The sequence below is a fragment of the Pseudomonas sp. Irchel s3a18 genome (assembly GCF_900187535.1).
GTDB lineage: Bacteria > Pseudomonadota > Gammaproteobacteria > Pseudomonadales > Pseudomonadaceae > Aquipseudomonas.
In genome coordinates, this window is sequence record NZ_FYDV01000003.1 from 111,703 (window position 1) to 137,940 (window position 26,238).

The following is a 26,238-nucleotide window of genomic DNA, read 5'->3' on the forward strand; positions in this document are numbered from 1 at the left end:
TCCCGGAATGTTGTGTTGATAACGGATCAGATGCGATGAATGCACCGCTGGATGTGGGCCCGATAAAGGCCGTGATATTCGATATGGATGGTCTGTTGCTCGACACCGAGGGCATTTACACCGAGGTCACGCAGATCATTGCGCAACGCTACGGCCGCACGTTCGACTGGAGCGTCAAGCAAAACATCATCGGCCGTGGTGCGGAGGACCTGGCGCGCTATGTGGTGAAGGCACTGGAGCTGCCGATCAGCGCCGAAGAGTTTCTCGTGATCCGCGAGCCCTTGATGCGCGAGCGTTTTCCACGTGCGCCAGCGATGCCGGGGGCGCGAGAGTTGGTGGAGCACCTGAAGGCCAACAACATTCCAATCGCCGTGGGCACCAGTTCTTCGAGCCAGTCCTTCGCGCAGAAAACCACGCAGCACCGTGACTGGTTTGCACTGTTCGATACCATCGTGACCGCTGACGATCCCGAGGTGGGCGCGGCCAAGCCGGCGCCGGATATTTTCCTGACGGCAGCCCGACGCTTGGGCGTGGCGCCTGAAGACTGTCTGGTCTTCGAGGACTCACCCTTTGGTGTCACCGCCGCGAAAGCCGCAGGGATGACGGCGGTTGCGGTACCGGACGCGGCCATGGCGGACGAAAAATACGCCCATGCCGATCGTATCCTGCGTTCGTTGAAGGCCTTTGAGCCACAGGCTTATGGCCTGCCGGTACAAGAGCCAGCGTGACGGGCAAAGCCTCGACAGCAAAACGCCGGGTGACCTGATAAAGGTGATCCGGCGTTTTGCTTTTGGAGGAACTAGGAGCGTGGGTCAGGCGCCAAACCCACCGTCGATGGTCAGGCTGGCTCCGGTGATGTATCCGGCTTCGGGGCCAACGAGGTAGGCGACAAAGCTGGCGATCTCGGCAGCGGTGCCGTAGCGCCCTACAGCCATCAGCGGAATCAGGCTGTCGGCGAATTCGCCATGGGCCGGGTTCATGTCGGTGTCGACCGGGCCGGGCTGCACATTGTTGATGGTGATCCCCCGTGGGCCCAGGTCGCGGGCCAGGCCTTTGGTCAGGCCGACCAGTGCGGCCTTGCTCATGGCGTAGGGGCCGCCACCGGCGAAGGGCATGCGGTCGGCGTTGGTGCTGCCGATATTGATGATGCGACCCCCTTCGGTCATGTGCCTGGCGGCTTCCTGGGTGGCGATGAACACGCTGCGCACGTTGATGGCCAGGGTCTGGTCGAAGTCTTCGAGCTTGAACTCTTGCAGTGGGGCAATCGCCAGCACACCGGCGTTATTGACCAGGATGTCCAGTCGGCCAAAGGTTTCGGCCGTGGTGTTGACAGCATGGCGGATGGCGTCGGCATCGGCACTGTCGGCCTTGATGGCCAGTGCTTTGCCGCCGCTGGCGGTGATGCTGTCCTGCAGTTCCTGGGCCTTGGCGCTGGAGCTGACGTAGGTGAAGGCGACGGCGGCGCCTTCAGCGGCCAGGCGCTTGACGATAGCGGCACCGATGCCGCGGGAGCCGCCCTGGATCAGAGCAACTTTACCGCTGAGGTGTTGAGTGGTCATGTCGATCTCCAATGTCCCGGGGCGAGCTGCCTCGGTTGATGGCGACCAGTATCGAGGGGCGATTACCTGCTGTGTAGAGGGTAATTGCTATAGTCTGTGTAAACCAAAAGTTTAGAATGATGGCCATGGAAACCTTTAGCAGTATTGAATGTTTCGTGCGCAGCGCCGAGGTCGGCAGCTTTGCCGAGGCCGCGCGGCGCTTGAGCCTGACCCCGGCGGCGGTCGGCAAGAGTGTCGCCAAGCTGGAAGCGCGCCTGGGCGTCCGGCTGTTTCAGCGCAGCACCCGCAGCCTGACACTGACGGAGGCCGGTCAGTTGTTTCTCGGCGAGGTCAGCGCGAGTCTACAGACGATCCAGAATGCGGTGGCCAATCTGGCCAGTGCCGAAGGGCAGCCGGTCGGGACCCTTAAAGTCAGCATGGGCACGGTCTTCGGGCGCCTGTACATCGTGCCGTTGCTGGGTGAGTTCTTGCGGCGTTTCCCGGCGATCAACCCGGATTGGCATTTCGATAATCGCCAGGTCGATTTGATTGGGCAGGGGTTCGACGCCGCGATAGGCGGTGGCTTTGAGCTGCCCCAAGGGGTGGTGGCGCGCAAGCTGACCCCGGCCCATCGCGTGCTGGTGGCCTCTAGGGAGTACCTGGCGCGCCATCCCGAGGTGATCGAACCAGACGATCTCAAGCACCACGACGGCATCCTGATTCGCTCGCCGCAAACCGGTCGCGTGCGCTCCTGGCAACTGACCCATCAAGGCCAGCAGCACAGCCCGTTGGTGCTCAAGGCGCGGATGACCATGAGTGACTCGGAAGCGGCCTGCGCCACGGCGACCCAGGGCCTGGGTATCGCCTTGGTGAGCATGCCGTTTGCGGTGGGTTACCTGGCGGCGGGGACCTTGCAGCGGGTGTTGCCGGACTGGTACGTCGATGACGGCAACATCTCGATCTATTACGCCGAACACAAGCTGCTGCCGGGCAAGACCCGGGTCTTTGTGGATTTCATTATCGAGCAATTTGCCGGGCAGCAGCTGGCGCAGCGCTTCAGTGCGGTGTGAACCGGGCTCGAAACCGAGGTGAGGCGTTTGCGAGCAGGCTCATACCCACAGAGGGCGAGCCTGCTTCTGCGGGAGGAGAGAAGGGTCAGGCTTTTTTGATGATGTTGCCGGCGTGCAGGCCGCACTCTTTCTGGGTGGCTTCTTCCCACCACCAGCGGCCTTCGCGTTCGTGCTGGTTCGGCAGCACTGGGCGAGTGCAGGGCTCGCAGCCAATGCTGATGAAGCCGCGCTCATGCAGGCTGTTGTACGGCAGTTCCAGCATGCGGATGTAACCCCAGACTTCTTCGCTGGTCATTTGCGCCAGCGGGTTGAACTTGTACAGGGTACGTTCCGGTGTCGAGAACGCGCTGTCGATTTCCAGCACCGCCACCTGGCTGCGGGTCCCCGGGCTCTGATCGCGACGCTGGCCCGTGGCCCAGGCGCGAATGGTGGACAGCTTGCGGCGCAGCGGTTCGATCTTGCGGATGCCGCAGCATTCGCCGTGACCGTCCTTGTAGAAACTGAACAGGCCTTTTTCCTTGACGAATGGTTCCAGCCTGGTGTGGTCCGGCGAAACCAGTTCGATCTGGATGTTGTAGTGCTCGCGCACCTGGTCGATGAAGCGATAGGTTTCCGGGTGCAGGCGCCCGGTGTCGAGGCTGAAGACCTTGACGTTCTTGTTGAGCTTCCAGGCCATGTCCACCAGCACCACGTCTTCGGCGCCGCTGAAGGAGATCCACAGGTCGTCCCCGAACTCGGCAAAGGCCAGTTTGAGAATGTCCTGGGGCGATCGGGTGGCATAGGTCGCGGCGAGTTCAGCGACGTCGAACGATGGGCTCATCAAGGCGGTTTCCTACAGGTCGGTGGCGCTAAGCGCTCTCTATAATGGCGATGGTAGCAAAAACCCGGGTCAACGGGTGCGCTCGTCTGCGTTGCGCCCGTCGGTTCGACTCGCTAGAGTTCGGCAGTCCTTTTGCTCGCTCAACTCAATAATCAGTACAAATGGGAGTGTGTTGTGGAAATTGCCTGTCTCGACCTGGAAGGTGTGTTGGTCCCGGAAATCTGGATCGCGTTTGCCGACAAAACCGGGATTGAATCCCTCAGGGCAACCACCCGGGATATTCCCGATTACGATGTCCTGATGAAGCAGCGGCTACGTATTCTCGACGAGCATGGCCTGAAGCTGTCCGACATCCAGGAAGTGATCGGCACCCTCAAGCCGCTGGACGGCGCCATCGAGTTCGTCAACTGGCTGCGTGAGCGCTTCCAGGTGGTGATTCTGTCCGACACCTTCTATGAATTTTCCCAGCCACTGATGCGCCAACTGGGTTTCCCGACCTTGTTGTGCCACCGCCTGGTGACCGATGACACCGGTCGAGTGACCGGCTACCAGTTGCGCCAGAAAGACCCCAAGCGTCAGTCGGTGCTGGCGTTCAAGAGCCTTTATTACCGGGTGATCGCGGCCGGCGACTCGTACAACGACACGACCATGCTGGGTGAGGCGGATGCCGGGATCCTGTTCCATGCCCCCGACAACGTGATTCGAGAATTCCCGCAGTTCCCGGCGGTGCACAGCTTTGCCGAGCTCAAGCAGGAGTTTCTCAAGGCGTCGAACCGCGAGTTGAGCGTGTAAACCCGCTTCTGTGGCGAGGGGGGGCAAGTGCCCTCGTCACAAAAATTCCGGCCTACAGGCCCTGCAAGGTATCGAGCAACACCTTCACCTTGGTGATGGATTCCTGATACTCGGCCTGCCAGTCCGAGTCGGCGACGATACCGCCTCCGCCCCAGCAGCACACCTGGCCGTCCTTGACCAACAGGCTGCGGATGGCGATCGAGCTGTCCATTTCCCCGCGTACGTCCAGATACATCAACGAGCCGCAGTACAGGCCGCGACGGGTCGGCTCCAGCTCGTCGATGATCTGCATGGCGCGGATTTTCGGTGCGCCGGTGATCGAGCCGCCGGGGAAGCTGCCGGCGATCAGGTCCAGGGCGTCTTTGTGGTCGGCCAGTTCGCCGGTGACGCTGCTCACCAGGTGATGGACATTGGGGTAGCTTTCCAGGCTGAACAGTTCCGGGACGCGCACCGAGCCGATGCGGCAGGTACGACCGAGGTCGTTGCGCAGCAGGTCGACAATCATCAGGTTTTCCGCGCGATCCTTGGGGCTGGCCAGCAGCTCGGCGGCGTTGGCTGCGTCTTGCGCGGCATCCTGTCCGCGTGGTCGGGTGCCTTTGATGGGGCGGGTTTCCACATGCCCGGCGCTGACTTTGACGAAGCGCTCGGGCGACAGGCTCAGCACGGCCCCGCCGTCGGGCAGGCTTTGAAAGCCTGAGAACGGCGTCGGACAGGCTGCCCGCAGGGCGCAATATGCCGCCCAGGCATCGCCTTGGCAGGGGGCGCGGAAACGCTGGGCAAAGTTGACCTGATAGCAGTCTCCGGCCTGGATGTAGTGCTGGATGCGCTCGAACGCTTGCCGGTAGTCGTCGGCGCTCAGGTCGGGCTGCATGGCGCCGTCCAGGTTGAACGCGGCGTCGGTCGCTTCAGTGTCCTGGCTGAACAGCTCGATCAGGCGCTGGCGCTCGGTTTCGCTCTGGTCGGGATGACACACCAGCTGGCTGGTGCCGTGCAGGTGGTCGCTGATCAGGGCCCAGTCATACAGGCCGAAGCGTGCATCGGGTAACTGAAGGTCATCCAGGGCGCGGGAGGGCAGGGCTTCGAGGTGACGACCGAAATCGTAGCTCAGGTAACCGATCAGCCCGCCAGCGAATGGCAGTTCGAAGGGGGCCGGCAGGCTGGCTTCACCCAGTCGGGTCAGGGTGTCGCGCAGGCGTTGCAGGAACGCACTGCCGCTTTCGTCCGGTGCCACTGCCAGCGTTGCCAGTGGCCAGGCACTGAGCAGGTCATAACGGCCGCGCTCGGCACTTGGCCGACCGCTGTCGAGCAGCACACTGCCCGGGGCATGGCGGATCGCCGCAAAATAGTGGGCGGGGTTGGCGTGATAGGGCAGCGGGTATACGGAGCAGGTCGACATGGGCGGGGTAGATCAGCCATCGAGGCGGGGTGGCGATTGTAGTCCTCTGCAGGAAATGCCTCTAGAGGATAATCAAGATCGTTCCCACGGGACGCAGTACCTCACGCGAGCATGCCCGCGCAGAGCGTGGGGAACGATCACATCGCGAGCAAGCTCCCGGTCTCGGCTCAACCCTCGACCGGAGGAATATGCCCGAACATCTCCTGGACAAAGCGCACGCGCTCTTCCACGGTTTCGCTGATGCCCTTGGCCTTGAGTTCTTCCAGGCGTGCCTCGACCGCATGGGTGCGCAGTGTCAGCCCGCAGTCGTTGGCAATCTGAATGTTCAGCCCCGGTCGCGCGTTGAGCTCGAGAATCAGCGGGCCTTTCTCCTGGTCCAGCACCATGTCGACACCGATGTAGCCCAGGCCGCACAGTTCATGGCAGCCGGCGGCCAGCTTCATGAAACCGTCCCAGTAGGGCAGTTGCACGCCATCGACCGCGTTGGTGGTGTCCGGGTGCTTGGTGATGATGTTGTTCAGCCAGGTGCCGCGCAGCGTCAGGCCAGTGGCCAGGTCGACACCGACGCCGATGGCGCCCTGGTGCAGGTTGGCCTTGCCGCCGGACTGGCGGGTCGGCAAACGCAGCATGGCCATGACCGGGTAGCCCATCAGTACGATGATGCGAATGTCCGGTACGCCTTCATAGCTGATGCTTTTGAAGATCTGGTCGGGAATCACCCGGTACTCGATCAGTGCGCGGTCGCGGTGACCGCCCAAGGAGTACAGCCCGGTCAGGATGCTGGAAATCTGATGCTCGATTTCCTCATGACTGATGATCTTCCCCGACACGGTGCGATAGCGCCCCTCGAAGCGATCGGCGATCACCAGGATGCCGTCACCGCCGGCACCTTGTGCCGGCTTGATCACGAAATCGCTGCGCTCGCCGATGATCTCGTCGAGCTTTTCGATTTCCTTCTCGGTGGAGATCACGCCGTACAGTTCGGGCACGTGAATGCCGGCCTGGATCGCCCGTTCCTTGGTGATGATCTTGTCATCGACGATCGGGTACAGGCTGCGCTTGTTGTACTTGAGCACGTAGTCGGCGTTACGCCGGTTGATGCCCATGATGCCCCGCGCTTCCAGGGCCTTCCAGGTCTTCCAGAAACCGAACATTACGAATCAGCCTTGAGGAAGGCTTTGAAGCGCACGAGCTCGGTCAGGCGATAGCCGCGATAACGACCCATGGCCAGCATGAAACCCACCAGGATCAGCAGGATCGCCGGGAACGTGAACACGAAGTACACCAGTTCCGGCACGCTCATGATCAGATGCGCCAAGGAGGCGGCGAACAGGGTACCGATCGCGACTTTCATGGCATGGCCACCACCGCGCTCTTCCCAGGTGATCGACAGGCGTTCGATGGTCATGGTCAGAATCACCATCGGGAACAAGGCCACCGACAGCCCGCGCTCCAGGCCCAGCTTGTGGCTGAACAGGCTGATGGCTGCAATCAGCACTACCACGAAGGTCAGCACCACCGACAAGCGCGGCAGCATTTGCAGCTTCAGGTGTTCAAGGTAGGAGCGCAGTGACAGGCCAAGGGCGGTGATCACCGTGAACAGCACGATGCCGAAGCCCAGCTGGGTTTCGCGGAAGGCCAGGGCAATCAGCACCGGGGTAAAGGTGCCAAGGGTCTGCAAGCCGATCAGGTTGCGCAGCACCAGGATCACCAGCACGCCGATCGGGATCATCACCATGATCATGAAGGTCTGCTGGGTTTCCAGGGGCAGGCCGTACAGCGAGTACTCGAGGAAGTTGGCGTCGGTGTTTTCGTCGGTCAGCTTGGCCAGGCGAATGGCGTTCATTTCGCTGTTGTTCAGGCTGAAGGTGACGGTGGCTTTCTTGCCGCCATCGACGGTTATCAGGTTGTCATCGCCGGTCCACCACAGCAGGCGGTCGGTCGGCAGGCCCTGTTCGCCGGTTTCCGGGTTGAAGTACAGCCAGTCGGTGCCGTTGAAGCTACGCAGCCACAGTTCCGGTGTTTGCGGCTGGTCGGCCACCAGGCGAATGGTGTGGACCTTTTCCACCGGGACGTGGGCGATGGACAGCAGCAGCTCGACGATCTTCGCCTTGTGCGCCGCTGACGGGTCGCCGGCCCAGAGCATCTTGGCGTTGTCGTCGTTGCTGTTGTTGACCCGCTTGATTGCTTCGCTGATGAAGGTCTCGACGTCGGCCGAGTGCTGGCGAATCGGCGCGAGCAGGGCTTCGGCGGCGACTTTTTCCGGGCCTTCGATGGCGATGCTGTCGCGGAAGGTCGGGCCTTTGATCTTGGGCTTTTCAGCGGTGTAGCGCTTGGTCAGCACCAGCCGGTAATAAAGGGTCTGGTTGCCCTTGGCGCGGCGAGCCGACCAGGTGACCTTGCGGTTGCCGTCGACACGGTTGACCGCCACGCCGTAGTTGTTGGAGATGAAGCTTTCATTGAGGCTGACGTAGTCGCGGCTCAGGGGCGGCACGAACATCTGGATCTTGACCGGGTCCTTGGCGCTGGCGACGAACTCGACCTTGGCGTCGATGTTCCACAGGTCGTCGGTGGCGTCTTCGGTCACCGGGATGCCCAGCACGAAAATCTGATAGGCCGTAACTGAAATGCCCAGCACCACCAGGATGGCGATCAGCATTTTCAGATGAAGGGTAAGAGCGCGCATGGGTATTACTCTGCGGTGTGAACGTCGGTGGCGCAGGCGGGTTTGCCAGCAGCGTATTTAAGGCTAGGGTCGACCAGTGCATCAAAGCGTTTCAGTGCTTCGGAGCCGATCAAGAGCGGGTATTGGAATGCACTTCGGTCGGTCAAGTTCACTTCTATGCTGCGCAAAGCCGATCCCATGCAGATATCCAGCTCGATCACCGGGCGCGCCGTGTACTTTTTTCCCTCCTCGGGATCGTAGTCGCCAGCGCGGCGCTTGATCTTGCTGACCCGCGCCAGCGGGCGTTCGATCGGGTGCGAGTGGGCGGCGTCGATGGCCAGGTAGAAGCGTACCCAGGATTCGCCGTTGCGTTTGAAGCGCTTGATGTCGCGGGCACTGAGGGAGGCGGTCTTGGCCCCGGTGTCGAGTTTGGCCGCGACTTCCAGGTCGATGCCTGATAACTGCGCGTACTCGTTCAGGCCGTACACAGTCTTTTCTCCGGCGTGGCCGAGGCCCGGCAGGCAGAACAGACAGAACAAAATAGGGAGGTGCTTGAGTCTCATAAATCCTGGCGCGTTGCTGTCCATTCTTCAGTTCAAGGTGACTGGCATTACTGCGCAAGCGCCCTCGGGTGTCTGTCATAAGAAGATGACAGGCAAATGCGGGCGGCATTCTAGCACGGTGTTTTTCTGGTGCCAGCGCCGGGGACGTCCTTTACTTTAGTTTTACCAACGGCCTTTATTAGACGATTGTCGACAATCTCCAGAATTACTTTGACGAGTGGCGGGATATTGGTTAGTTTTTGTCGCACTGACTTGCAAGGTGTCGACAATATGCTGGATCAACTCGATCCCCCGGTGATTGCCCCGGACGATTCGGAAACCCTTTCCGAGAACGTCTTCCGGCGTATCCAGGCGGCCATTGTCAAAGGCGAGATCGCACCGGGCAGCAAAATCTCCGAGCCTGAGCTGGCGCGTACCTATGGCATCAGCCGCGGACCGCTGCGTGAGGCGATCCACCGCCTGGAAGGCCAGCGCTTGCTGGTTCGCGTCCCCCATGTCGGCGCCAGGGTGGTATCGCTGAGCCATGCCGAACTTCTGGAACTCTACGAAATCCGCGAATCCCTCGAAGGCATGGCCTGTCGCCTGGCGGCCGAGCGCATGAGTCGCGAAGAAATCGACGAGCTGCGCCAGGTGCTGGAAACCCACGAGCGCGACGCTGCGTTTCAGGCAGGCGTCGGCTACTACCAGCAGGAAGGCGATTTCGACTTCCACTATCGAATCATTCAGGGCAGTGGCAACCGCACGCTGACGCAGATGCTGTGCGGCGAGCTGTATCAACTGGTGCGCATGTACCGCATCCAGTTTTCCGCCACCCCCAATCGGCCGCGCCAGGCGTTTGCCGAGCACCACCGGATTCTCGATGCCATCGCCGACCGTGACGGCGAACTGGCCGAGTTGTTGATGCGTCGACACATCGGCGCTTCAAAACGCAACATCGCCCGTCACTATCAGGACGGCGCCCATCAGACAGTCACTCCACGAGGTGAGTCATGAGTTCCAACAAGAGCACACCAGGCCAGCGTTTCCGTGATGCGGTTGCCAGCGAGCAACCGTTGCAAGTGGTCGGCGCGATCAACGCCAACCACGCGCTGCTGGCCAAGCGCGCCGGTTTCAAGGCCATTTACCTGTCCGGTGGCGGCGTCGCCGCCGGTTCCCTCGGTGTACCGGACCTGGGCATTACCGGCCTGGACGACGTACTGACCGACGTGCGCCGTATCACCGACGTCTGCGACCTGCCGCTGTTGGTCGACGTGGACACCGGTTTCGGTTCCTCGGCCTTCAATGTGGCACGTACCGTGAAGTCGATGATCAAGTTCGGCGCTGCGGCAATTCACATCGAGGACCAGGTGGGTGCCAAGCGCTGCGGTCACCGCCCGAACAAGGAAATCGTGACCCTGCAGGAAATGGTCGACCGCATCAAGGCGGCTGTCGATGCGCGTACCGATGACAGCTTCGTGATCATGGCCCGTACCGACGCCCTGGCGGTGGAAGGCCTGGAGTCGGCGCTGGACCGCGCCGCCGCGTGCATCGAGGCCGGTGCCGACATGGTGTTCCCGGAAGCGATCACCGAGCTTGAGATGTACAAGCTGTTCGCCAGCCGCGTGAAAGCGCCGATCCTGGCCAACATCACCGAATTCGGTGCCACGCCGCTGTACACCACCGAACAGCTCAAGGCCGCCGACGTGTCCCTGGTGCTGTACCCGCTGTCGGCCTTCCGCGCCATGAACAAGGCCGCGGAAAACGTTTACACCGCGATCCGCCGCGACGGTACGCAACAGAATGTCATCGACACCATGCAGACGCGCATGGAGCTTTACGATCGCATCGACTACCACACCTTCGAGCAGAAGCTCGATGCGTTGTTTTCCCAGAAGAAGAGCTGAGTCAAGCCCTGTAGGAGCGAGCTTGCTCGCGATGGACGTCAACGATAACGCGGGGCCCCTGATACACCGAGGTGTGCCGTCCACCATCGCGAGCAAGCTCGCTCCTGCAGGGTCGGGTAATCCCGACCAATGTATTTGCCGATTCCCTAACAAATTCAAGATTGGAGAGAGCAATGGCCGAAGCAAAAGTATTGAGTGGCGCCGGGCTACGTGGCCAGGTTGCCGGGCAAACCGCCTTGTCCACCGTGGGCCAGGAAGGTGCAGGCCTGACCTATCGTGGCTATGACGTGCGCGAACTGGCGGCTGAGGCACGCTTCGAAGAAGTGGCCTACCTGCTGCTGTACGGCGATCTGCCGACCGAAGCCCAGCTGGCGGCCTACGTCAGCAAGCTGAGCAAGCTGCGCGACCTGCCGCAAGCGCTGAAAGAAGTGCTCGAGCGGATTCCGGCCGACGCCCACCCGATGGACGTGATGCGCACCGGTTGCTCGTTCCTGGGTAACCTGGAACCCGAGCACAGCTTCAGCGAACAACACGACAAGACCGACCGCCTGCTGGCGGCGTTCCCGGCGATCATGTGCTACTGGTATCGCTTCAGCCACGATGGCAAGCGCATCAACTGCGTGACCGACGAAGCGTCCATCGGCGGCCATTTCCTGCACTTGCTGCATGACAAGAAGCCGAGCGAGTTGCACGTCAAGGTGATGAACGTGTCGCTGATCCTCTACGCGGAGCACGAGTTCAACGCCTCGACCTTCACCGCCCGCGTCTGCGCCTCGACCCTGTCCGACCTGTTTTCCTGCATCACCGCGGCCATCGGTTCGCTGCGCGGCCCGCTGCACGGCGGTGCCAACGAGGCTGCGATGGAAATGATCGAGCGTTTCTCGTCGCCGGAGGAGGCCATCAAGGGCACCCTCGGCATGCTGGAGCGCAAGGACAAGATCATGGGCTTCGGTCACGCGATCTACAAAGACAACGACCCGCGCAATGAAGTGATCAAGGGCTGGTCGAAAAAGCTGGCTGACGAAGTGGGCGACACGGTGTTGTTCCCGGTCTCCGAAGCCATCGACAAGACCATGTGGGAGCAGAAGAAGCTGTTCCCGAACGCTGACTTCTACCATGCCTCGGCGTACCACTTCATGGGCATCCCGACCAAGTTGTTCACGCCGATCTTCGTCTGCTCGCGCCTGACCGGCTGGGCGGCGCATGTGTTCGAACAGCGTGCCAACAACCGCATCATCCGTCCGAGCGCCGAGTACACCGGCGTTGAACAGCGCAAGTTCGTGCCAATCGAACAACGCTGAATGGTGGAGGCTTGACGCGGGGATCTGAGTTCAACGCAGATCCCTGTAGGAGCGAGCAAGCTCGCTCCTACAGGGATGGTGTGAACTTCAAGTCTGGCGCCAGGCCCCACCCTTTGAAACTACCGTGACCCGAGTCCTGACCGATGAACACAGAATTCCGTAAAACGCTGCCCGGCAGCCACCTGGATTACTACGACGTCCGCGCGGCGGTCGAGGCCATCCAGCCCGGCGCCTACGACACCCTGCCGTACACCTCCCGCGTGCTGGCGGAAAACCTGGTACGCCGTTGCGACCCGGCCACGCTCACCGAATCCCTGAAGCAATTCATCGAGCGCAAGCGCGACCTCGACTTCCCCTGGTTCCCGGCCCGCGTGGTGTGCCACGACATCCTCGGCCAGACCGCGCTGGTCGACCTCGCCGGTCTGCGCGATGCCATTGCCCTGCAAGGTGGCGACCCGGCCCAAGTGAACCCTGTGGTACCGACTCAGTTGATCGTCGACCACTCCCTGGCCGTCGAGCGCGGTGGCTTCGACCCGGAGGCGTTCGAGAAGAACCGCGCCATCGAAGACCGTCGCAACGAAGACCGTTTCCACTTCATCAACTGGACCAAGAAGGCGTTCAAGAACGTCGACGTGATCCCGCCGGGCAACGGCATCATGCACCAGATCAACCTGGAGAAAATGTCTCCGGTGATCCAGGTGCGTGACGGCGTGGCATTCCCTGACACCTGCGTCGGCACCGACAGCCACACCCCGCACGTCGATGCCCTGGGTGTGATCGCCATCGGTGTCGGTGGCCTGGAAGCCGAGAGCGTGATGCTCGGTCGCGCATCGTGGATGCGTCTGCCGGAAAGCGTCGGTGTCGAACTGACCGGTAAGCTGCAGCCGGGCATCACCGCCACCGACATGGTGCTGGCGCTGACCGAGTTCCTGCGCAAGCAAAAAGTGGTTGGCGCATGGCTGGAGTTCTTCGGTGAAGGCGCCTCCGCGCTGACCCTCGGCGACCGCGCGACCATCTCCAACATGGCCCCGGAATACGGCGCTACGGCGGCGATGTTCTACATCGACCAGCAGACCATCGACTACCTCAAGCTCACCGGCCGTGAAGACGAGCAGGTGCAACTTGTCGAGCAATACGCCAAGCAGGTCGGCCTGTGGGCTGACAGCCTGAAGGGCGCGCAATACGAGCGCGGCCTGACTTTTGACTTGTCCTCGGTTGTGCGCAACATGGCCGGCCCGAGCAACCCGCACGCCCGTGTCGCGGTTTCGGATCTGGCGGCCAAAGGCATCTGCGGCCAATGGGACGATGTGCCGGGTCAAATGCCGGACGGCGCGGTGATCATTGCCGCCATCACCAGCTGCACCAACACCAGCAACCCGCGCAACGTGATCGCCGCCGGCCTGCTGGCGCGCAACGCCAACAAGCTCGGCCTGACCCGCAAGCCATGGGTCAAGTCGTCCCTGGCTCCAGGCTCGAAAACCGTGGCGCTGTACCTCGATGAGGCCGGTTTGACCGATGAGCTGGAGCAGCTCGGTTTCGGCGTCGTGGCCTTCGCCTGCACCACCTGCAACGGCATGTCCGGCGCACTGGACCCGGTGATCCAGCAAGAAATCATCGACCGCGATCTGTACGCCACTGCCGTGTTGTCCGGCAACCGTAACTTCGACGGCCGGATTCACCCTTACGCCAAGCAAGCGTTCCTTGCTTCGCCGCCACTGGTGGTCGCCTACGCCATCGCCGGGACCATCCGTTTCGACATCGAAAAAGACGTGCTGGGCGTGGTTGACGGCAAGGAAATCCGCCTGAAGGACATCTGGCCGAGCGACGAAGAAATCGACGCAGTGGTGAAAGCTTCGGTCAAGCCGGAGCAGTTCCGCCAGGTGTACATTCCGATGTTCGCCATCCACGAAGACACCGGCCCGAAAGTCGCGCCGCTGTACGACTGGCGCGAAATGAGCACCTACATCCGTCGTCCGCCGTATTGGGAAGGCGCGCTGGCCGGGGCACGTCCGCTCAAGGGCATGCGCCCTCTGGCAGTACTGCCGGACAACATCACCACCGATCACTTGTCGCCTTCCAACGCCATCATGCTCGACAGCGCCGCCGGCGAGTACCTGGCGAAAATGGGCCTGCCGGAAGAGGACTTCAACTCCTACGCCACCCACCGCGGTGACCACCTGACCGCGCAGCGCGCGACCTTCGCCAACCCGAAACTGTTCAACGAAATGGTTCAGGAAAACGGCAAGGTCAAGCAGGGCTCGCTGGCCCGTGTCGAGCCGGAAGGCCAGGTCATGCGCATGTGGGAAGCGATCGAGACCTACATGGATCGCAAGCAGCCGCTGATCATCATCGCTGGCGCCGACTATGGCCAGGGTTCGTCCCGTGACTGGGCAGCGAAAGGCGTGCGCCTGGCGGGTGTGGAAGCGATTGCCGCCGAAGGTTTCGAACGCATTCACCGCACCAACCTGGTGGGCATGGGCGTGTTGCCGCTGGAGTTCAAGCCGGGCACCGACCGCAAGACCCTGGGCATCGACGGCACTGAAACCTACGACGTCATCGGCGAGCGCACGCCGCGCGCCACCCTGACGCTGGTCATCACTCGCAAGAATGGTGAGCAGGTCCAGGTACCGGTGACCTGCCGTCTCGACACCGCTGAAGAAGTCTCGATCTACGAAGCCGGCGGCGTGTTGCAGCGCTTCGCACAGGACTTCCTCGAATCGGCTGTTGCCGTCTAACGCGACCTGCGGGGGCAGGGCGCCGACGCCCTGTCCCGGCACACAAGGAATACTATGGCTCACGTACCTCAGATAAAGATTCCCGCGACCTACATGCGTGGCGGTACCAGTAAAGGCGTGTTCTTCAGCCTGCAGGATTTGCCTGAATCGGCGCAGGTGCCGGGCGCGTCCCGCGATGCCTTGCTGCTGCGCGTGATTGGCAGTCCCGACCCTTACGAAAAACAGATCGACGGCATGGGCGCGGCGACCTCCAGCACCAGCAAGACGGTGATCGTGTCCAAGAGCCTCAAGGCCGATCACGACGTCGATTACCTGTTTGGCCAGGTGTCCATCGACAAGCCTTTTGTCGACTGGAGTGGCAACTGCGGCAACCTCTCGGCGGCCGTCGGTTCGTTCGCCATCAGCAGCGGTCTGGTCGATGCTGGTCGCGTGCCGGACAACGGCGTGGCCGTGGTGCGAATCTGGCAGGCCAACATTGGCAAGACCATCATCGCCCATGTACCCGTCACCGACGGTGCGGTGCAGGAGACCGGTGATTTCGAGCTCGATGGCGTGACCTTTCCCGCCGCTGAAGTGCAGTTGGAGTTCATCAGTCCGGCGGCCGAGGAAGAGGGCGCGGGCGGCTCGATGTTCCCGACCGGCAACCTGGTGGATGACCTGGAGGTGCCTGGCGTCGGTACCTTCAAGGCCACCATGATCAATGCCGGTATCCCGACCATCTTCGTCAATGCGCAGGATATCGGTTACACCGGTGCCGAGTTGCAGGGCGACATCAACAGCGACCCGAAAGCGCTGGCCATGTTCGAAACCATTCGTGCCTACGGCGCATTGCGCATGGGCCTGATCTCGAACCTGGACGAAGCGGCCAAGCGTCAACACACCCCCAAGGTGGCGTTCGTTGCGCCGGCTGCCGGCTACGTTTCTTCCAGTGGCAAGGCGGTCGCGGCACAGGACATCGACCTGTTGGTGCGTGCGCTGTCCATGGGCAAGTTGCACCACGCGATGATGGGCACCGCAGCCGTGGCCATCGGTACGGCCGCGGCCATCAACGGCACGCTGGTAAACCTGGCGGCCGGTGGTGTTGATCGCAATGCCGTGCGTTTCGGGCACCCGTCGGGCACCTTGCGCGTCGGCGCCGAAGCCCGTCAGGTTGACGGCGAATGGACCGTGACCAAGGCCATCATGAGCCGCAGCGCGCGGGTGTTGATGGAAGGGTTTGTACGGGTGCCGGGCGACTCTTTCTGAACCAGGCAACAAACCCCTGTGGGAGCGTAATGCTGTTCAGTTAAGCGAACGCCGACCTTTTGTAGGAGCGAGCGGGCTCGCGATGGACGTTAACGATAACGCGTGTTTTCTGATTAAACGCGCTGCTCTTGAGTTCATCGCGAGCCTGCTCGCTCCTACACTTGGATCACATTCCAAAATAAGAACGTAGTTGCCGACTGAGATTTATCTGAACCGAGGTCCCATCAACGAACCACTTGCCGAGTGAATCGAACATGAGCGCCAACGTTGACCTGAACACCCGCCCTGACTACGACAAGGTCCTGCAGGACATTGCCGACTATGTACTGGGTTTCCAGATCGAGTCCCAAGAGGCTTTGGACACGGCTCGCAATTGTCTGATGGACACCTTGGGCTGCGGCCTGTTGGCCCTGCGCTTTCCCGAATGCACCAAGCACCTGGGCCCTGTCGTCGAAGGCACCGTCGTGCCCTGTGGCGCGCGTGTTCCCGGTACGAGTTACCGCCTGGATCCAGTCAAGGCTGCCTGGGACATCGGCTGCATCGTACGCTGGCTCGACTACAACGACACCTGGCTGGCCGCTGAGTGGGGCCATCCCTCGGACAATCTGGGGGCGATTCTGGCGATCAGCGATCACCTGTCGCAAAAACGCGTCGCCAATGGCGAGGCGCCGTTGACCATGCGGGCGGTGCTGGACGCAATGATCATGGCCCATGAGATTCAAGGCGTGATTGCACTGGAGAACTCCTTCAATCGGGTCGGTCTCGATCATGTGCTGCTGGTCAAAGTCGCGTCTACCGCCGTGGCGGCCAAACTCATGGGCGCTAACCGCGAGCAACTGTTGTCAGCGTTGTCCCACGCCTTTGTCGATGGCCAGGCGTTGCGCACTTACCGTCATGCGCCGAATGCCGGCTCGCGCAAGTCCTGGGCGGCGGGCGATGCGTCCAGTCGAGGCGTGCGCCTGGCGGATATCGCACTGCGTGGCGAAATGGGCATCCCGGGTGTGCTGACCGCACCGCAGTGGGGTTTCTACGATGTGCTGTTCAGCCACACCAACAAGGACCTGGCGCTCAAGTCCGAAGACAAGCGGGCCTTGAGCTTCTCGCAGCCGTACGGCATCTACGTCATGGAAAACGTGCTGTTCAAGATCAGTTTTCCGGCCGAATTCCACGCGCAAACCGCCTGCGAGGCCGCGGTGACGTTGCATCCGCAGGTGCGCAATCGTCTGCATGAAATCGACAAGATCGTCATCACCACTCACGAGTCGGCGATCCGCATCATTTCCAAGGTTGGTCCGCTGGCCAATGCCGCTGACCGTGACCACTGCATCCAATACATGACCGCCGTCCCTCTGGCCTTCGGCAACCTGGTGGCGGAGCAGTACGAAGACGCCTTTCATGCAGCGCACCCGATCATCGATGTGTTGCGCGAGAAGATGGAGATTATCGAAGAGCCGCGCTACACCCGCGAGTACCTGGAGGCCGACAAGCGTTCCATCGCCAATGCACTACAGGTGTTCTTCAAGGACGGTTCAAGCACGGAGCAGGTGGTGGTCGAGTACCCGATCGGACATCGTCGCCGTCGTGCCGAGGGTATTCCGCTGCTGGAAGACAAATTCAAGGCCAACCTGGCCACCCGGTTCACCGCCCAGCGTTCGGCGCAGATTCTTGCCCTGTGCAAGGATCAGGCTGCACTCGAAGCGACACCGGTCAACCGTTTCATGGACTTGTTCGTGATTTAAATGCAGCGTCAAGCTTAAAGCTGCAAGTCAAGGCCGGAGCGCCATAGAGCTTGCCGCTTGAAGCTTGTGGCTTGCAGCAGCCCCTATTATTTGAAGCGCCGCTCCACGCCTCTTTCCACCAGGATCTTCGCGGAAATCTCTTCCACGGAGAAGTGGGTGGAGTTGATGTGCGGGATGTTCTCGCGGCGGAACAGGTTTTCCACCTCGCGCACCTCGAACTCGCACTGGGCGTAGCTCGAATAGCGGCTGTTGGGCTTGCGCTCGTTGCGGATCGCGGTGAGGCGGTCCGGGTCGATGGTCAGGCCGAACAGCTTGTGCTGGTGGGCGCGCAGGGCATTGGGCAGTTGCAGGCGCTCCATGTCGTCTTCGGTCAGCGGGTAGTTGGCCGCGCGGATACCGAATTGCATGGCCATGTACAGGCAGGTGGGGGTTTTGCCGCAACGCGACACGCCCACCAGGATCAGGTCGGCCTTGTCGTAGTAGTGGGTACGGGCGCCGTCGTCGTTGTCCAGGGCGAAGTTCACCGCCTCGATACGCTCCATGTAATTGGAGTTGTGGCCAATGGAATGGGACTTGCCGACCGAGTACGAGGAGTGCTCGCTCAATTCCTGCTCCAGCGGGGCGAGGAAGGTCGAAAAAATATCAATCATGAAACCATTGGAGGTGGCGAGAATCTCACGTATGTCCTGATTGACGATTGTGTCGAAGATGATCGGGCGAAAGCCGTCCTTTTCGGCGGCTGCGTTGATTTGTTGTACCATGGCCCGCGCTTTGTCGGCGTTGTCGATGTACGGACGAATGACTTTGCTGAAGGTTATGTTTTCGAACTGCGCCAACAGGCTTTGACCCAGAGTTTCGGACGTAATGCCCGTGCCATCGGAGATAAAGAAAGCAGATCGTTTCATTTGCGCCTTGGGCCTTAAGCTGGTGACGAATCTTGGATATGATAGGCGCGATTTGTCGGCCTGGATTGGCTGGCATTCTCACTTATTTTCCAGGTCCAGGCCATATTGCTGGCAAATGCTCATGAAGAGCGGCCAGTGCCCTGAGCTTTTCCAACACAGTTAGTGGAGAGATCACCTTGGTAGAGTACGTAGTTTCCCTCGATAAGCTCGGCGTCCATGATGTGGAGCATGTGGGGGGCAAGAACGCATCCCTGGGCGAGATGATCAGTAACCTTGCAGGTGCCGGTGTATCGGTCCCGGGTGGCTTCGCCACGACAGCTCAGGCTTATCGTGATTTTCTCGAATTAAGTGGTTTGAACGACCAGATCCACGCCGCGCTCGATGCGCTGGACGTCGATGACGTCAACGCCCTGGCCAAGACCGGCGCGCAAATCCGTCAATGGATCATGGAAGCCGAGTTCCCGGAGCGTCTCAACGCCGAGATCCGCACCGCGTTCGCCAGCCTGTCGGCCGGTAACCCGGACATGGCGGTTGCCGTGCGTTCTTCGGCCACCGCCGAAGACTTGCCGGACGCGTCCTTCGCCGGTCAGCAGGAAACCTTCCTGAACATCCGCGGTGTCGAGAACGTCATCCGCGCCGCCAAGGAAGTGTTCGCCTCCTTGTTCAACGACCGCGCCATTTCCTACCGCGTGCACCAGGGCTTCGACCACAAGCTGGTGGCCTTGTCTGCCGGTGTGCAGCGCATGGTGCGCTCGGAAACCGGCACTGCCGGCGTGATGTTCACCCTCGACACCGAATCGGGTTTCCGCGACGTGGTGTTCATCACCGGCGCCTACGGCCTGGGCGAAACCGTCGTACAAGGCGCGGTGAACCCGGACGAATTCTACGTTCACAAGCACACGCTGGCAGCCGGTCGCCCGGCCATTTTGCGCCGCAATCTGGGCAGCAAAGCCATCAAGATGATCTACGGCGAAGTGGCCACGGCCGGCAAGTCGGTCAAGACCATCGATGTCGACAAGGCCGATCGTGCACGTTTCTGCCTCAGCGACGCCGAAGTCAGCGAGCTGGCCAAGCAGGCGATGATCATCGAGCAGCACTACAAGTGCCCGATGGACATCGAATGGGCCAAGGACGGTGACGACGGTAAGCTGTACATCGTTCAGGCCCGCCCTGAAACCGTGAAGAGCCGCAGCCAGGCCAACGTCATGGAACGTTACCTGTTGAAGGAAACCGGCACCGTGCTGGTGGAAGGTCGCGCTATCGGCCAGCGTATCGGCGCCGGCAAGGTCCGCATCATCAAGGACGTTTCCGAGATGGACAAAGTCCAGCCGGGCGACGTGCTGGTGTCCGACATGACCGACCCGGACTGGGAACCGGTGATGAAGCGTGCCAGTGCCATCGTGACCAACCGCGGCGGCCGTACCTGCCATGCGGCGATCATTGCCCGTGAGCTGGGTATTCCGGCCGTAGTCGGTTGCGGTAACGCCACCCAGCTGTTGAAAGACGGTCAGGGCGTGACCGTTTCCTGCGCCGAAGGCGACACCGGTTTCATCTTCGAAGGCGAACTGGGCTTCGATGTGAAGAAAAACTCCGTCGACGCCATGCCGGACCTGCCGTTCAAGATCATGATGAACGTCGGCAACCCGGATCGCGCATTCGACTTCGCGCAGCTGCCGAACGCCGGCGTGGGCCTGGCCCGCCTGGAGTTCATCATCAACCGCATGATCGGCGTGCACCCCAAGGCGTTGCTGAACTACGACGGCCTGCCGTCAGAGATCAAGGACAGCGTCGACAAGCGCATCGCCGGCTACGATGATCCAGTCGGTTTCTACGTCGAGAAGCTGGTCGAGGGCATCAGCACCCTGGCCGCTGCGTTCTGGCCGAAGAAGGTCATCGTGCGTCTGTCGGACTTCAAGTCCAACGAATACGCCAACCTGATCGGCGGCAAGCTGTACGAGCCGGAAGAAGAGAACCCGATGCTGGGCTTCCGTGGCGCTTCGCGTTACATCAGCGAATCATTCCGCGACTGCTTCGAGCTCGAATGCCGTGCCCTCAAGCGCGTGCGCAACGAGATGGGCTTGACCAACGTCGAAATCATGGTGCCGTTCGTGCGGACCTTGGGCGAAGCCAGCCAGGTGGTTGACCTGTTGGCTGAAAACGGCCTGGCACGCGGCGACAACGGTCTGCGCGTCATCATGATGTGCGAACTGCCGTCCAACGCGATCCTGGCTGAAGAGTTCCTCGAATTCTTCGACGGTTTCTCCATCGGTTCCAACGACCTGACCCAACTGACCCTGGGCCTGGACCGTGACTCCGGCATCATCGCGCACCTGTTCGACGAGCGTAATCCTGCGGTCAAGAAGCTGTTGGCCAATGCGATTGCCGCCTGCAACAAGGCCGGCAAATACATCGGTATTTGCGGTCAGGGCCCTTCCGACCACCCTGATCTGGCCAAGTGGCTGATGGAGCAGGGCATCGAAAGCGTTTCGTTGAACCCCGATTCCGTTCTGGAAACCTGGTTCTTCCTGGCCGAAGGCCAAGCTTCGGCTTGATGGTGTGAACAGGTCGCTCACTGTAGGAGCGAGCTTGCTCGCGATGGTCGTTAACGATAACGCGCGTTTGCTGGATAAACGCGTTGTTCCGGCTTCCATCGCGAGCAAGCTCGCTCCTACATAAGCGGCCTGTTTTGAGATTCAAGTAGGGCGGGCTCCTCCGGATGCCGCCCTTTTTTGTGCAAGAACATTATGCAAAGCAGCAGCAACCTGTTTCCTGTCGCCTTGATCAGCGCCGAGCGTCGCGGCGATCTGAGCGAGGACGTCTATCGCCTGAAGCCGGGCAACAGCCCGGACGGCACCGTTGAGCTGGCCGTTACCCGCCTGGGCATGGCTGATGAACCCGCCGTGCGCGGTGTTCCGGTCATCTTGCTGCACGGCAGCTTTTCCAACCGGCGTTTCTGGTTTTCACCCAAGGGCCTTGGGTTGGGCGCCTATCTGGCGCGCGCCGGTTTTGATGTGTGGATCCCGGAAATGCGCGGCCACGGCTTGTCGCAGCGCAATCAGCAGTACCGCAAGAATCGGGTGGCCGACTATGCCCGTTACGACCTGCCGGCGATTGCCGCGTTCGTCCGCGAGCAGAGTGGGCAAGTGCCGCACTGGATCGGCCATTCACTGGGGGGCATCACGCTGGCAGCCGCCTTGGGCGGTCAGTACCTGGGCGAGCCTGCGGTTGCCTCCGCGGCCTTTTTCGGTACCCAGGTCAGCCGTACCTACTGGCCGTTGAAGATACCGCCGGTGGAGTGGAGTGGGCGCTTCATTCTCAAGCGTTTCGCCCAACTGTCGGGTTCTCGTCTCAAGCGTGGGCCGGAGGACGAGCCGATTGGCCTGGCCCTGGAGGGCATGCGCTGGTATGGCCTGTTCGGGCGCTTCGGTGACGCCGACAAAGACTGGTGGGCAGGGTTGTCCGAGGTTCAGGTGCCGGTGCTGGCCGTCAGTGCCAGCAGCGATCATCAGGATCCGGACTGGGCCTGCCGCAAGTTGTTCGAGCAGATTGGCTCACCGCACAAGCAGTTCATCTGCCTGGGGCGGGAGCAGGGCTTTGCGGACAATTTCGGGCATGTCGAGATGCTGGTCAGCAAGGCCGCGCAGGCCGAGGTCTGGCCGCTGGTACGGCGCTGGCTGACGGATCAGCAGGCGCCCTTGCTGGCACAAGGGCCGGATCTGGCCGCGGCGATCTGAAGCAGACGCTCTAACAAGGGCGTTTCGTTCTTATTCGCGAACGGCTAAGATATGACGAATTGAGCTGTTCTGGTCACAAACGGTTGCTGAGACAAGCTTATGTTCGTGCCACTTGAGCGTCTGATTAATCTCAATGAGGGGTATCGGCGCACATTTCAGGTCGATGGGCGTAGCCTGCTGTTGCTGGTCGTGGATAATCAGCCATTGTTGCTGGTGGACAGCTGCCCGCACAAAGGCGCGCCATTGAACACCGCAACGCTGGCGGGTAATGTCTTGCGCTGTCAGCGGCATGGTGTCGAGTTTCAGTTGCCCGATGGATTGCCCCTGCAGGCCTCATGCCCCGGCTTGAGCATGCTGAAGGTGGCGTACGAGGGAGATCGTATCGGCATCGATGTATAAACATCCCGTGCCGATGCTCGTTTCAAGTACGGTAACCTTGGGGTTTTCGACAGCCCACAATCGTGTTCTTTCTCTTGCAGGAGTTTCTCGATGGACCATTACCTCACTCCCGACCTGTGCGATGCCTACCCGGAACTGGTGCAGGTGCTGGAGCCGATGTTCAGCAACTTTGGCGGCCGTGATTCCTTCGGTGGTGAAATCGTCACCATCAAATGCTTCGAGGACAACTCGCGGGTCAAGGAGCAGGTTGAGCTCAAAGGCAACGGCAAGGTGCTGGTGGTCGATGGCGGTGGTTCACTGCGCCGTGCGTTGCTGGGCGACATGCTGGCCGAGAAAGCGGCGAAGAACGGTTGGGAAGGGCTGGTGATCTACGGCTGCATTCGCGACGTCGACGTCCTCGCACAAACCGATCTGGGCGTGCAGGCGCTGGCCAGCCACCCGATGAAGACCGACAGGCGCGGCGTTGGCGACCTCAACGTGGCGGTCACGTTCGCTGGGGTGACCTTTCATCCCGGGCACTACATTTATGCGGACAACAATGGCGTGATCATCTCGCCAAGTCCGTTGAAAATGCCAGAATAAGCGCCGAAAAAAACGCCAGGGGTGAGGATGTTCGAGGAAGATAACGCGCAATGGGGGCTGGTGCATGCCCTTGTACTCGATGGAAAAGGCGGTGCGCGTTCGATTGCCCGGACTGAACTGGATGACCTGCAGCTGCAACCCCATGAAAGCCTTTGGCTGCACTGGGATCGCAGTCACCCGCAAACCCGCACCTGGTTGCGCCAATCCAGTGGCCTGAGCGAGTTCAGCTGCGACTTGCTGCTCGAGGAAAACACCCGGCCGCGCCTGCTGGCGCTGCCGGACTCGGAGCTGTTGCTGTTCTTGCGCGGGGTCAACCTAAACCCCGGAGCCGTGCCGGAAGACATGGTCTCGGTACGGATTTTTGCCTCTGCCCAGCGGGTCATCTCCCTGCGTTTACGCCCCCTGCGAGCCACCGAGGAGTTACTGGCACGGCTGGAGGAGGGCAAGGGGCCGAAGACCGCTTCCGAACTGATCCTCTATCTGGCCCAGTACCTTACCAACAAGGTGCAGGATCTGGTGGGCGATCTCTCGGAAGTCGTCGATACCGAAGAAGAAAAACTGGATGCCGACGAACGGTATGCTCCCGAGCATGACTCGATCTTGCAGATCCGTCGGCGAGCGGCTGGGTTGAAGCGTTTCCTGGCGCCCCAGCGAGATATTTTCGGCCAGCTGACGCGGATCAAGCTGCCGTGGTTCGTCGAGGACGACGGCGATTACTGGAACGAATTGAACAACAGCCTGACGCGCTACCTCGAGGAACTGGAATTGACCCGCGAGCGCGTGGGCCTGGTGCTGGAGGCCGAAGACCGGCGTCTGAGCATCAAGATGAGCCGCACGATGTACCGCTTCGGCATCATCACCGGGATCTTTTTGCCGATGAGTTTTCTGACGGGGTTGCTGGGCATCAACGTCGGGGGTATTCCCTTCGCCGAAAGCGCCTATGGCTTTTTGATTGCCTGCCTGACCATGGTGTTGGTGGCGCTGGGTCAATGGTGGCTGTTTCGACGTTTGCGCTGGGTGTGAAGGAAGTTCATGTGACCCGAAGAATCTCGATCGCGTCTTTCACAGATATCACGAGAGGTGCGTATGCACGATCCGTTTGAACAGTCTTTGCGTGACATGCTCAAGGCTTCACCGTCCACTCGCGACGATGACGCATGCCTTGGCCGTGTGCTGAAAACCGCCAACCGCCAGGTCGGTGCCGGTGATCTGTTCAGCTTGCTGGGCCGCTGGCTGCCGGCGCTGATGATCGCCCTGAATAACGGATCGGCCCATGTCTCGCCGGTTTCCCGTCGTAAACCTACCGTTCGCACTGCTGATAAGGCTGATTGAATATGGAACTTGATCTCTGGACTCAGAGCCTCGTCACGGCAATGACTGCGTTGTGGACCAAGGTAGCGAACTTCATTCCGAACCTGTTTGGCGCACTGGTCGTGCTGCTGCTGGGGTTTGTCGTGGCCAAGCTGCTCGACACCCTGCTCTCGAAATTGCTCGCGAAACTGGGCCTGGATCGCCTGATGGGCGGTACCGGCTTGACCAAGCTGTTGTCCCGCGCAGGGCTTCAGGTACCGATCTCGACCCTGATCGGAAAGATCGTCTATTGGTTCGTTTTACTTATTTTTCTGGTTTCTGCAGCAGAATCCCTTGGCTTGGAGAGAGTTTCGGCTACGCTCGATATGCTGGCGCTTTATTTACCGAAAGTGTTCGGTGCCGCGCTGGTGTTGCTGGTGGGTGTATTGCTGGCGCAACTGGCCAACGGGCTGGTGCGCGGCGCCGCTGAAGGAGTGGGTCTGGATTATGCGTCGGGTCTGGGGCGGATCGCCCAAGGCCTGGTGATCATCATCAGTATTTCGGTTGCGATCAGCCAGTTGGAGGTCAAAACCGACCTGCTGAACCACGTGATTGTGATCGTTTTGATAACCGTTGGTCTGGCTGTTGCCTTGGCCATGGGGTTGGGAAGCCGGGAAATTGCCGGTCAGATTCTTGCGGGAATCTATGTGCGTGAGCTGTATCAGGTTGGGCAACAAGTGCGTGTTGGAGAGGTCGAAGGCCAGATCGAGGAGATCGGCACGGTTAAAACTACATTGCTGACCGACGAGGGTGAGCTAGTCTCTCTCTCCAATCGGATTCTCCTGGAGCAGCATGTTAGTAGCCGCTAACCCGGCAAACCCTGCTAATGTATCCCGCCGCAAAATGCCCGAGACCTTGGGCAGCGGTGGACATTGACCTGACTGTCGGCCCGACTTGTTTTGAATAAAGCCCAAACGCTATCCACGCGCTACGACCCCCGCGAGCTCTCTGATGAGGAGTTGGTCGCGCGCTCGCACACCGAGCTGTTTCACGTAACGCGCGCCTACGAAGAGCTGATGCGGCGTTACCAGAGAACATTATTTAACGTCTGTGCACGATATCTTGGGAACGATCGCGATGCAGATGATGTCTGTCAGGAGGTGATGCTCAAGGTGCTGTATGGTTTGAAGAACTTCGAGGGCAAATCGAAGTTCAAGACATGGCTATATAGCATCACGTACAACGAGTGCATCACGCAGTATCGTAAGGAACGGCGAAAGCGTCGCTTGATGGATGCTTTGAGTCTGGACCCCCTCGAGGAAGCGTCGGAAGAAAAGGCGCCGAAACCTGAGGAAAAGGGTGGACTTGATCGCTGGCTGGTGTATGTAAATCCGATCGACCGGGAAATTCTGGTGCTACGATTTGTCGCAGAGCTGGAGTTTCAGGAGATCGCAGATATCATGCACATGGGTTTGAGCGCGACGAAAATGCGGTACAAGCGTGCTCTTGATAAATTGCGTGAGAAATTTGCAGGCGTTGCCGAAACATAGGTTCGGCGCAAATATCTCTTACGTGTAGGCA

At 60.7% G+C, this 26,238-nt stretch carries 24 protein-coding genes; 17 read left to right on the forward strand and 7 right to left on the reverse strand.

All coding sequences use genetic code 11. The annotated features are described in order from the left end of the window. The first annotated feature begins 35 nt into the window (after positions 1–35). Positions 36–728, forward strand: coding sequence for an HAD-IA family hydrolase (locus CKW29_RS05690; protein WP_095148055.1), 693 nt, complete (start codon positions 36–38; stop codon positions 726–728). Between the two features lie 84 nt (positions 729–812). Here CKW29_RS05690 and CKW29_RS05695 read toward each other — a convergent pair whose 3' ends face one another. Continuing rightward, entirely contained in the window at positions 813–1,559 is a 747-nt protein-coding gene (locus tag CKW29_RS05695) for a 3-oxoacyl-ACP reductase family protein (protein WP_095143055.1), read from the reverse strand. A gap of 125 nt (positions 1,560–1,684) precedes the next feature. Here CKW29_RS05695 and CKW29_RS05700 point away from each other — a divergent pair, with 125 nt between their 5' ends. Further along, positions 1,685–2,608 carry a LysR family transcriptional regulator gene (locus CKW29_RS05700; RefSeq protein WP_095148056.1) on the forward strand — a complete coding sequence of 308 codons (924 nt, stop codon included), beginning with the start codon at positions 1,685–1,687 and terminating at the stop codon, positions 2,606–2,608. Positions 2,609–2,693: 85 nt separating this feature from the next. On the opposite strand, the gene CKW29_RS05705 is transcribed toward CKW29_RS05700, so the two are convergent. After that, a complete protein-coding gene (locus CKW29_RS05705; RefSeq protein WP_095148057.1) occupies positions 2,694–3,428 on the reverse strand; it encodes a phosphoadenylyl-sulfate reductase in 735 nt (244 codons plus the stop codon). A 174-nt stretch (positions 3,429–3,602) separates the two neighbouring features. Between CKW29_RS05705 and thrH the strand changes: the two genes are divergently transcribed. Further along, complete coding sequence (gene thrH, locus CKW29_RS05710; protein WP_095148058.1) at positions 3,603–4,220, forward strand: bifunctional phosphoserine phosphatase/homoserine phosphotransferase ThrH; 618 nt, start codon at positions 3,603–3,605, stop codon at positions 4,218–4,220. Between the two features lie 52 nt (positions 4,221–4,272). Here the strand turns inward: thrH and pabB are convergent, their stop codons facing one another. The 4 genes from pabB to CKW29_RS05730 all read right to left on the reverse strand — a co-directional run bounded on the left by pabB (position 4,273) and on the right by CKW29_RS05730 (position 8,844). Beyond that, on the reverse strand, positions 4,273–5,616 hold the full coding sequence (pabB, locus tag CKW29_RS05715; RefSeq protein ID WP_095148059.1) for an aminodeoxychorismate synthase component I: 1,344 nt from the start codon (positions 5,614–5,616) through the stop codon (positions 4,273–4,275). Between the two features lie 167 nt (positions 5,617–5,783). Continuing rightward, complete coding sequence (locus CKW29_RS05720; RefSeq protein WP_095143060.1) at positions 5,784–6,770, reverse strand: alpha-L-glutamate ligase-like protein; 987 nt, start codon at positions 6,768–6,770, stop codon at positions 5,784–5,786. After that, complete coding sequence (locus CKW29_RS05725; protein WP_095143061.1) at positions 6,770–8,302, reverse strand: inactive transglutaminase family protein; 1,533 nt, start codon at positions 8,300–8,302, stop codon at positions 6,770–6,772. Before CKW29_RS05725 ends, CKW29_RS05720 begins: the two co-directional genes overlap by 1 nt. Positions 8,303–8,307: 5 nt before the next feature. Then, complete coding sequence (locus CKW29_RS05730) at positions 8,308–8,844, reverse strand: ATP-dependent zinc protease (RefSeq protein ID WP_095143583.1); 537 nt, start codon at positions 8,842–8,844, stop codon at positions 8,308–8,310. Between the two features lie 273 nt (positions 8,845–9,117). On the opposite strand from CKW29_RS05730, the gene CKW29_RS05735 reads away from it, so the two are divergent. The 6 genes from CKW29_RS05735 (at position 9,118) to prpD (ending at position 17,747) form a co-directional block, all read left to right on the forward strand. After that, positions 9,118–9,837 (forward strand): GntR family transcriptional regulator, encoded by a 720-nt coding sequence (locus CKW29_RS05735; protein ID WP_172736608.1) that lies wholly within the window; start codon positions 9,118–9,120, stop codon positions 9,835–9,837. Then, positions 9,834–10,727, forward strand: a complete 894-nt coding sequence (prpB, locus tag CKW29_RS05740; RefSeq protein WP_095143062.1) for a methylisocitrate lyase — start codon at positions 9,834–9,836, stop codon at positions 10,725–10,727. Before CKW29_RS05735 ends, prpB begins: the two co-directional genes overlap by 4 nt. 173 nt (positions 10,728–10,900) lie before the next feature. Then, positions 10,901–12,028 carry a 2-methylcitrate synthase gene (gene prpC, locus CKW29_RS05745; protein ID WP_095148060.1) on the forward strand — a complete coding sequence of 376 codons (1,128 nt, stop codon included), beginning with the start codon at positions 10,901–10,903 and terminating at the stop codon, positions 12,026–12,028. Positions 12,029–12,171: 143 nt separating this feature from the next. Further along, positions 12,172–14,763, forward strand: a complete 2,592-nt coding sequence (gene acnD, locus CKW29_RS05750) for a Fe/S-dependent 2-methylisocitrate dehydratase AcnD (protein WP_095148061.1) — start codon at positions 12,172–12,174, stop codon at positions 14,761–14,763. A 54-nt stretch (positions 14,764–14,817) separates the two neighbouring features. After that, a complete protein-coding gene (prpF, locus tag CKW29_RS05755; RefSeq protein ID WP_095148062.1) occupies positions 14,818–16,008 on the forward strand; it encodes a 2-methylaconitate cis-trans isomerase PrpF in 1,191 nt (396 codons plus the stop codon). Positions 16,009–16,262: 254 nt separating this feature from the next. After that, complete coding sequence (gene prpD / locus CKW29_RS05760; RefSeq protein ID WP_095143066.1) at positions 16,263–17,747, forward strand: 2-methylcitrate dehydratase; 1,485 nt, start codon at positions 16,263–16,265, stop codon at positions 17,745–17,747. A gap of 86 nt (positions 17,748–17,833) precedes the next feature. Here the strand turns inward: prpD and CKW29_RS05765 are convergent, their stop codons facing one another. After that, positions 17,834–18,652 (reverse strand): pyruvate, water dikinase regulatory protein, encoded by an 819-nt coding sequence (locus CKW29_RS05765; RefSeq protein WP_095143067.1) that lies wholly within the window; start codon positions 18,650–18,652, stop codon positions 17,834–17,836. A 176-nt stretch (positions 18,653–18,828) separates the two neighbouring features. Here CKW29_RS05765 and ppsA point away from each other — a divergent pair, with 176 nt between their 5' ends. The 8 genes from ppsA to sigX all read left to right on the forward strand — a co-directional run bounded on the left by ppsA (position 18,829) and on the right by sigX (position 26,207). Further along, on the forward strand, positions 18,829–21,204 hold the full coding sequence (ppsA, locus tag CKW29_RS05770) for a phosphoenolpyruvate synthase (protein ID WP_095143068.1): 2,376 nt from the start codon (positions 18,829–18,831) through the stop codon (positions 21,202–21,204). A 192-nt stretch (positions 21,205–21,396) separates the two neighbouring features. Further along, positions 21,397–22,386, forward strand: a complete 990-nt coding sequence (locus CKW29_RS05775) for an alpha/beta fold hydrolase (protein WP_095148063.1) — start codon at positions 21,397–21,399, stop codon at positions 22,384–22,386. Positions 22,387–22,485: 99 nt separating this feature from the next. Continuing rightward, positions 22,486–22,785, forward strand: a complete 300-nt coding sequence (locus CKW29_RS05780; protein ID WP_095143070.1) for a Rieske (2Fe-2S) protein — start codon at positions 22,486–22,488, stop codon at positions 22,783–22,785. A 90-nt stretch (positions 22,786–22,875) separates the two neighbouring features. Beyond that, complete coding sequence (rraA, locus tag CKW29_RS05785; RefSeq protein WP_095143071.1) at positions 22,876–23,367, forward strand: ribonuclease E activity regulator RraA; 492 nt, start codon at positions 22,876–22,878, stop codon at positions 23,365–23,367. A gap of 27 nt (positions 23,368–23,394) precedes the next feature. Continuing rightward, complete coding sequence (locus CKW29_RS05790; RefSeq protein WP_095143072.1) at positions 23,395–24,390, forward strand: zinc transporter ZntB; 996 nt, start codon at positions 23,395–23,397, stop codon at positions 24,388–24,390. 63 nt (positions 24,391–24,453) lie between these two features. Then, positions 24,454–24,699 (forward strand): CrfX protein, encoded by a 246-nt coding sequence (locus tag CKW29_RS05795; protein ID WP_095082672.1) that lies wholly within the window; start codon positions 24,454–24,456, stop codon positions 24,697–24,699. A 2-nt stretch (positions 24,700–24,701) separates the two neighbouring features. Continuing rightward, the gene (locus CKW29_RS05800; protein ID WP_008048604.1) at positions 24,702–25,526 is read left to right on the forward strand and encodes a mechanosensitive ion channel domain-containing protein; all 825 of its coding nucleotides are present in this window, start codon (positions 24,702–24,704) and stop codon (positions 25,524–25,526) included. 90 nt (positions 25,527–25,616) lie between these two features. Then, on the forward strand, positions 25,617–26,207 hold the full coding sequence (gene sigX, locus CKW29_RS05805) for an RNA polymerase sigma factor SigX (protein WP_095082673.1): 591 nt from the start codon (positions 25,617–25,619) through the stop codon (positions 26,205–26,207). The last annotated feature ends 31 nt before the right edge of the window (positions 26,208–26,238 follow it).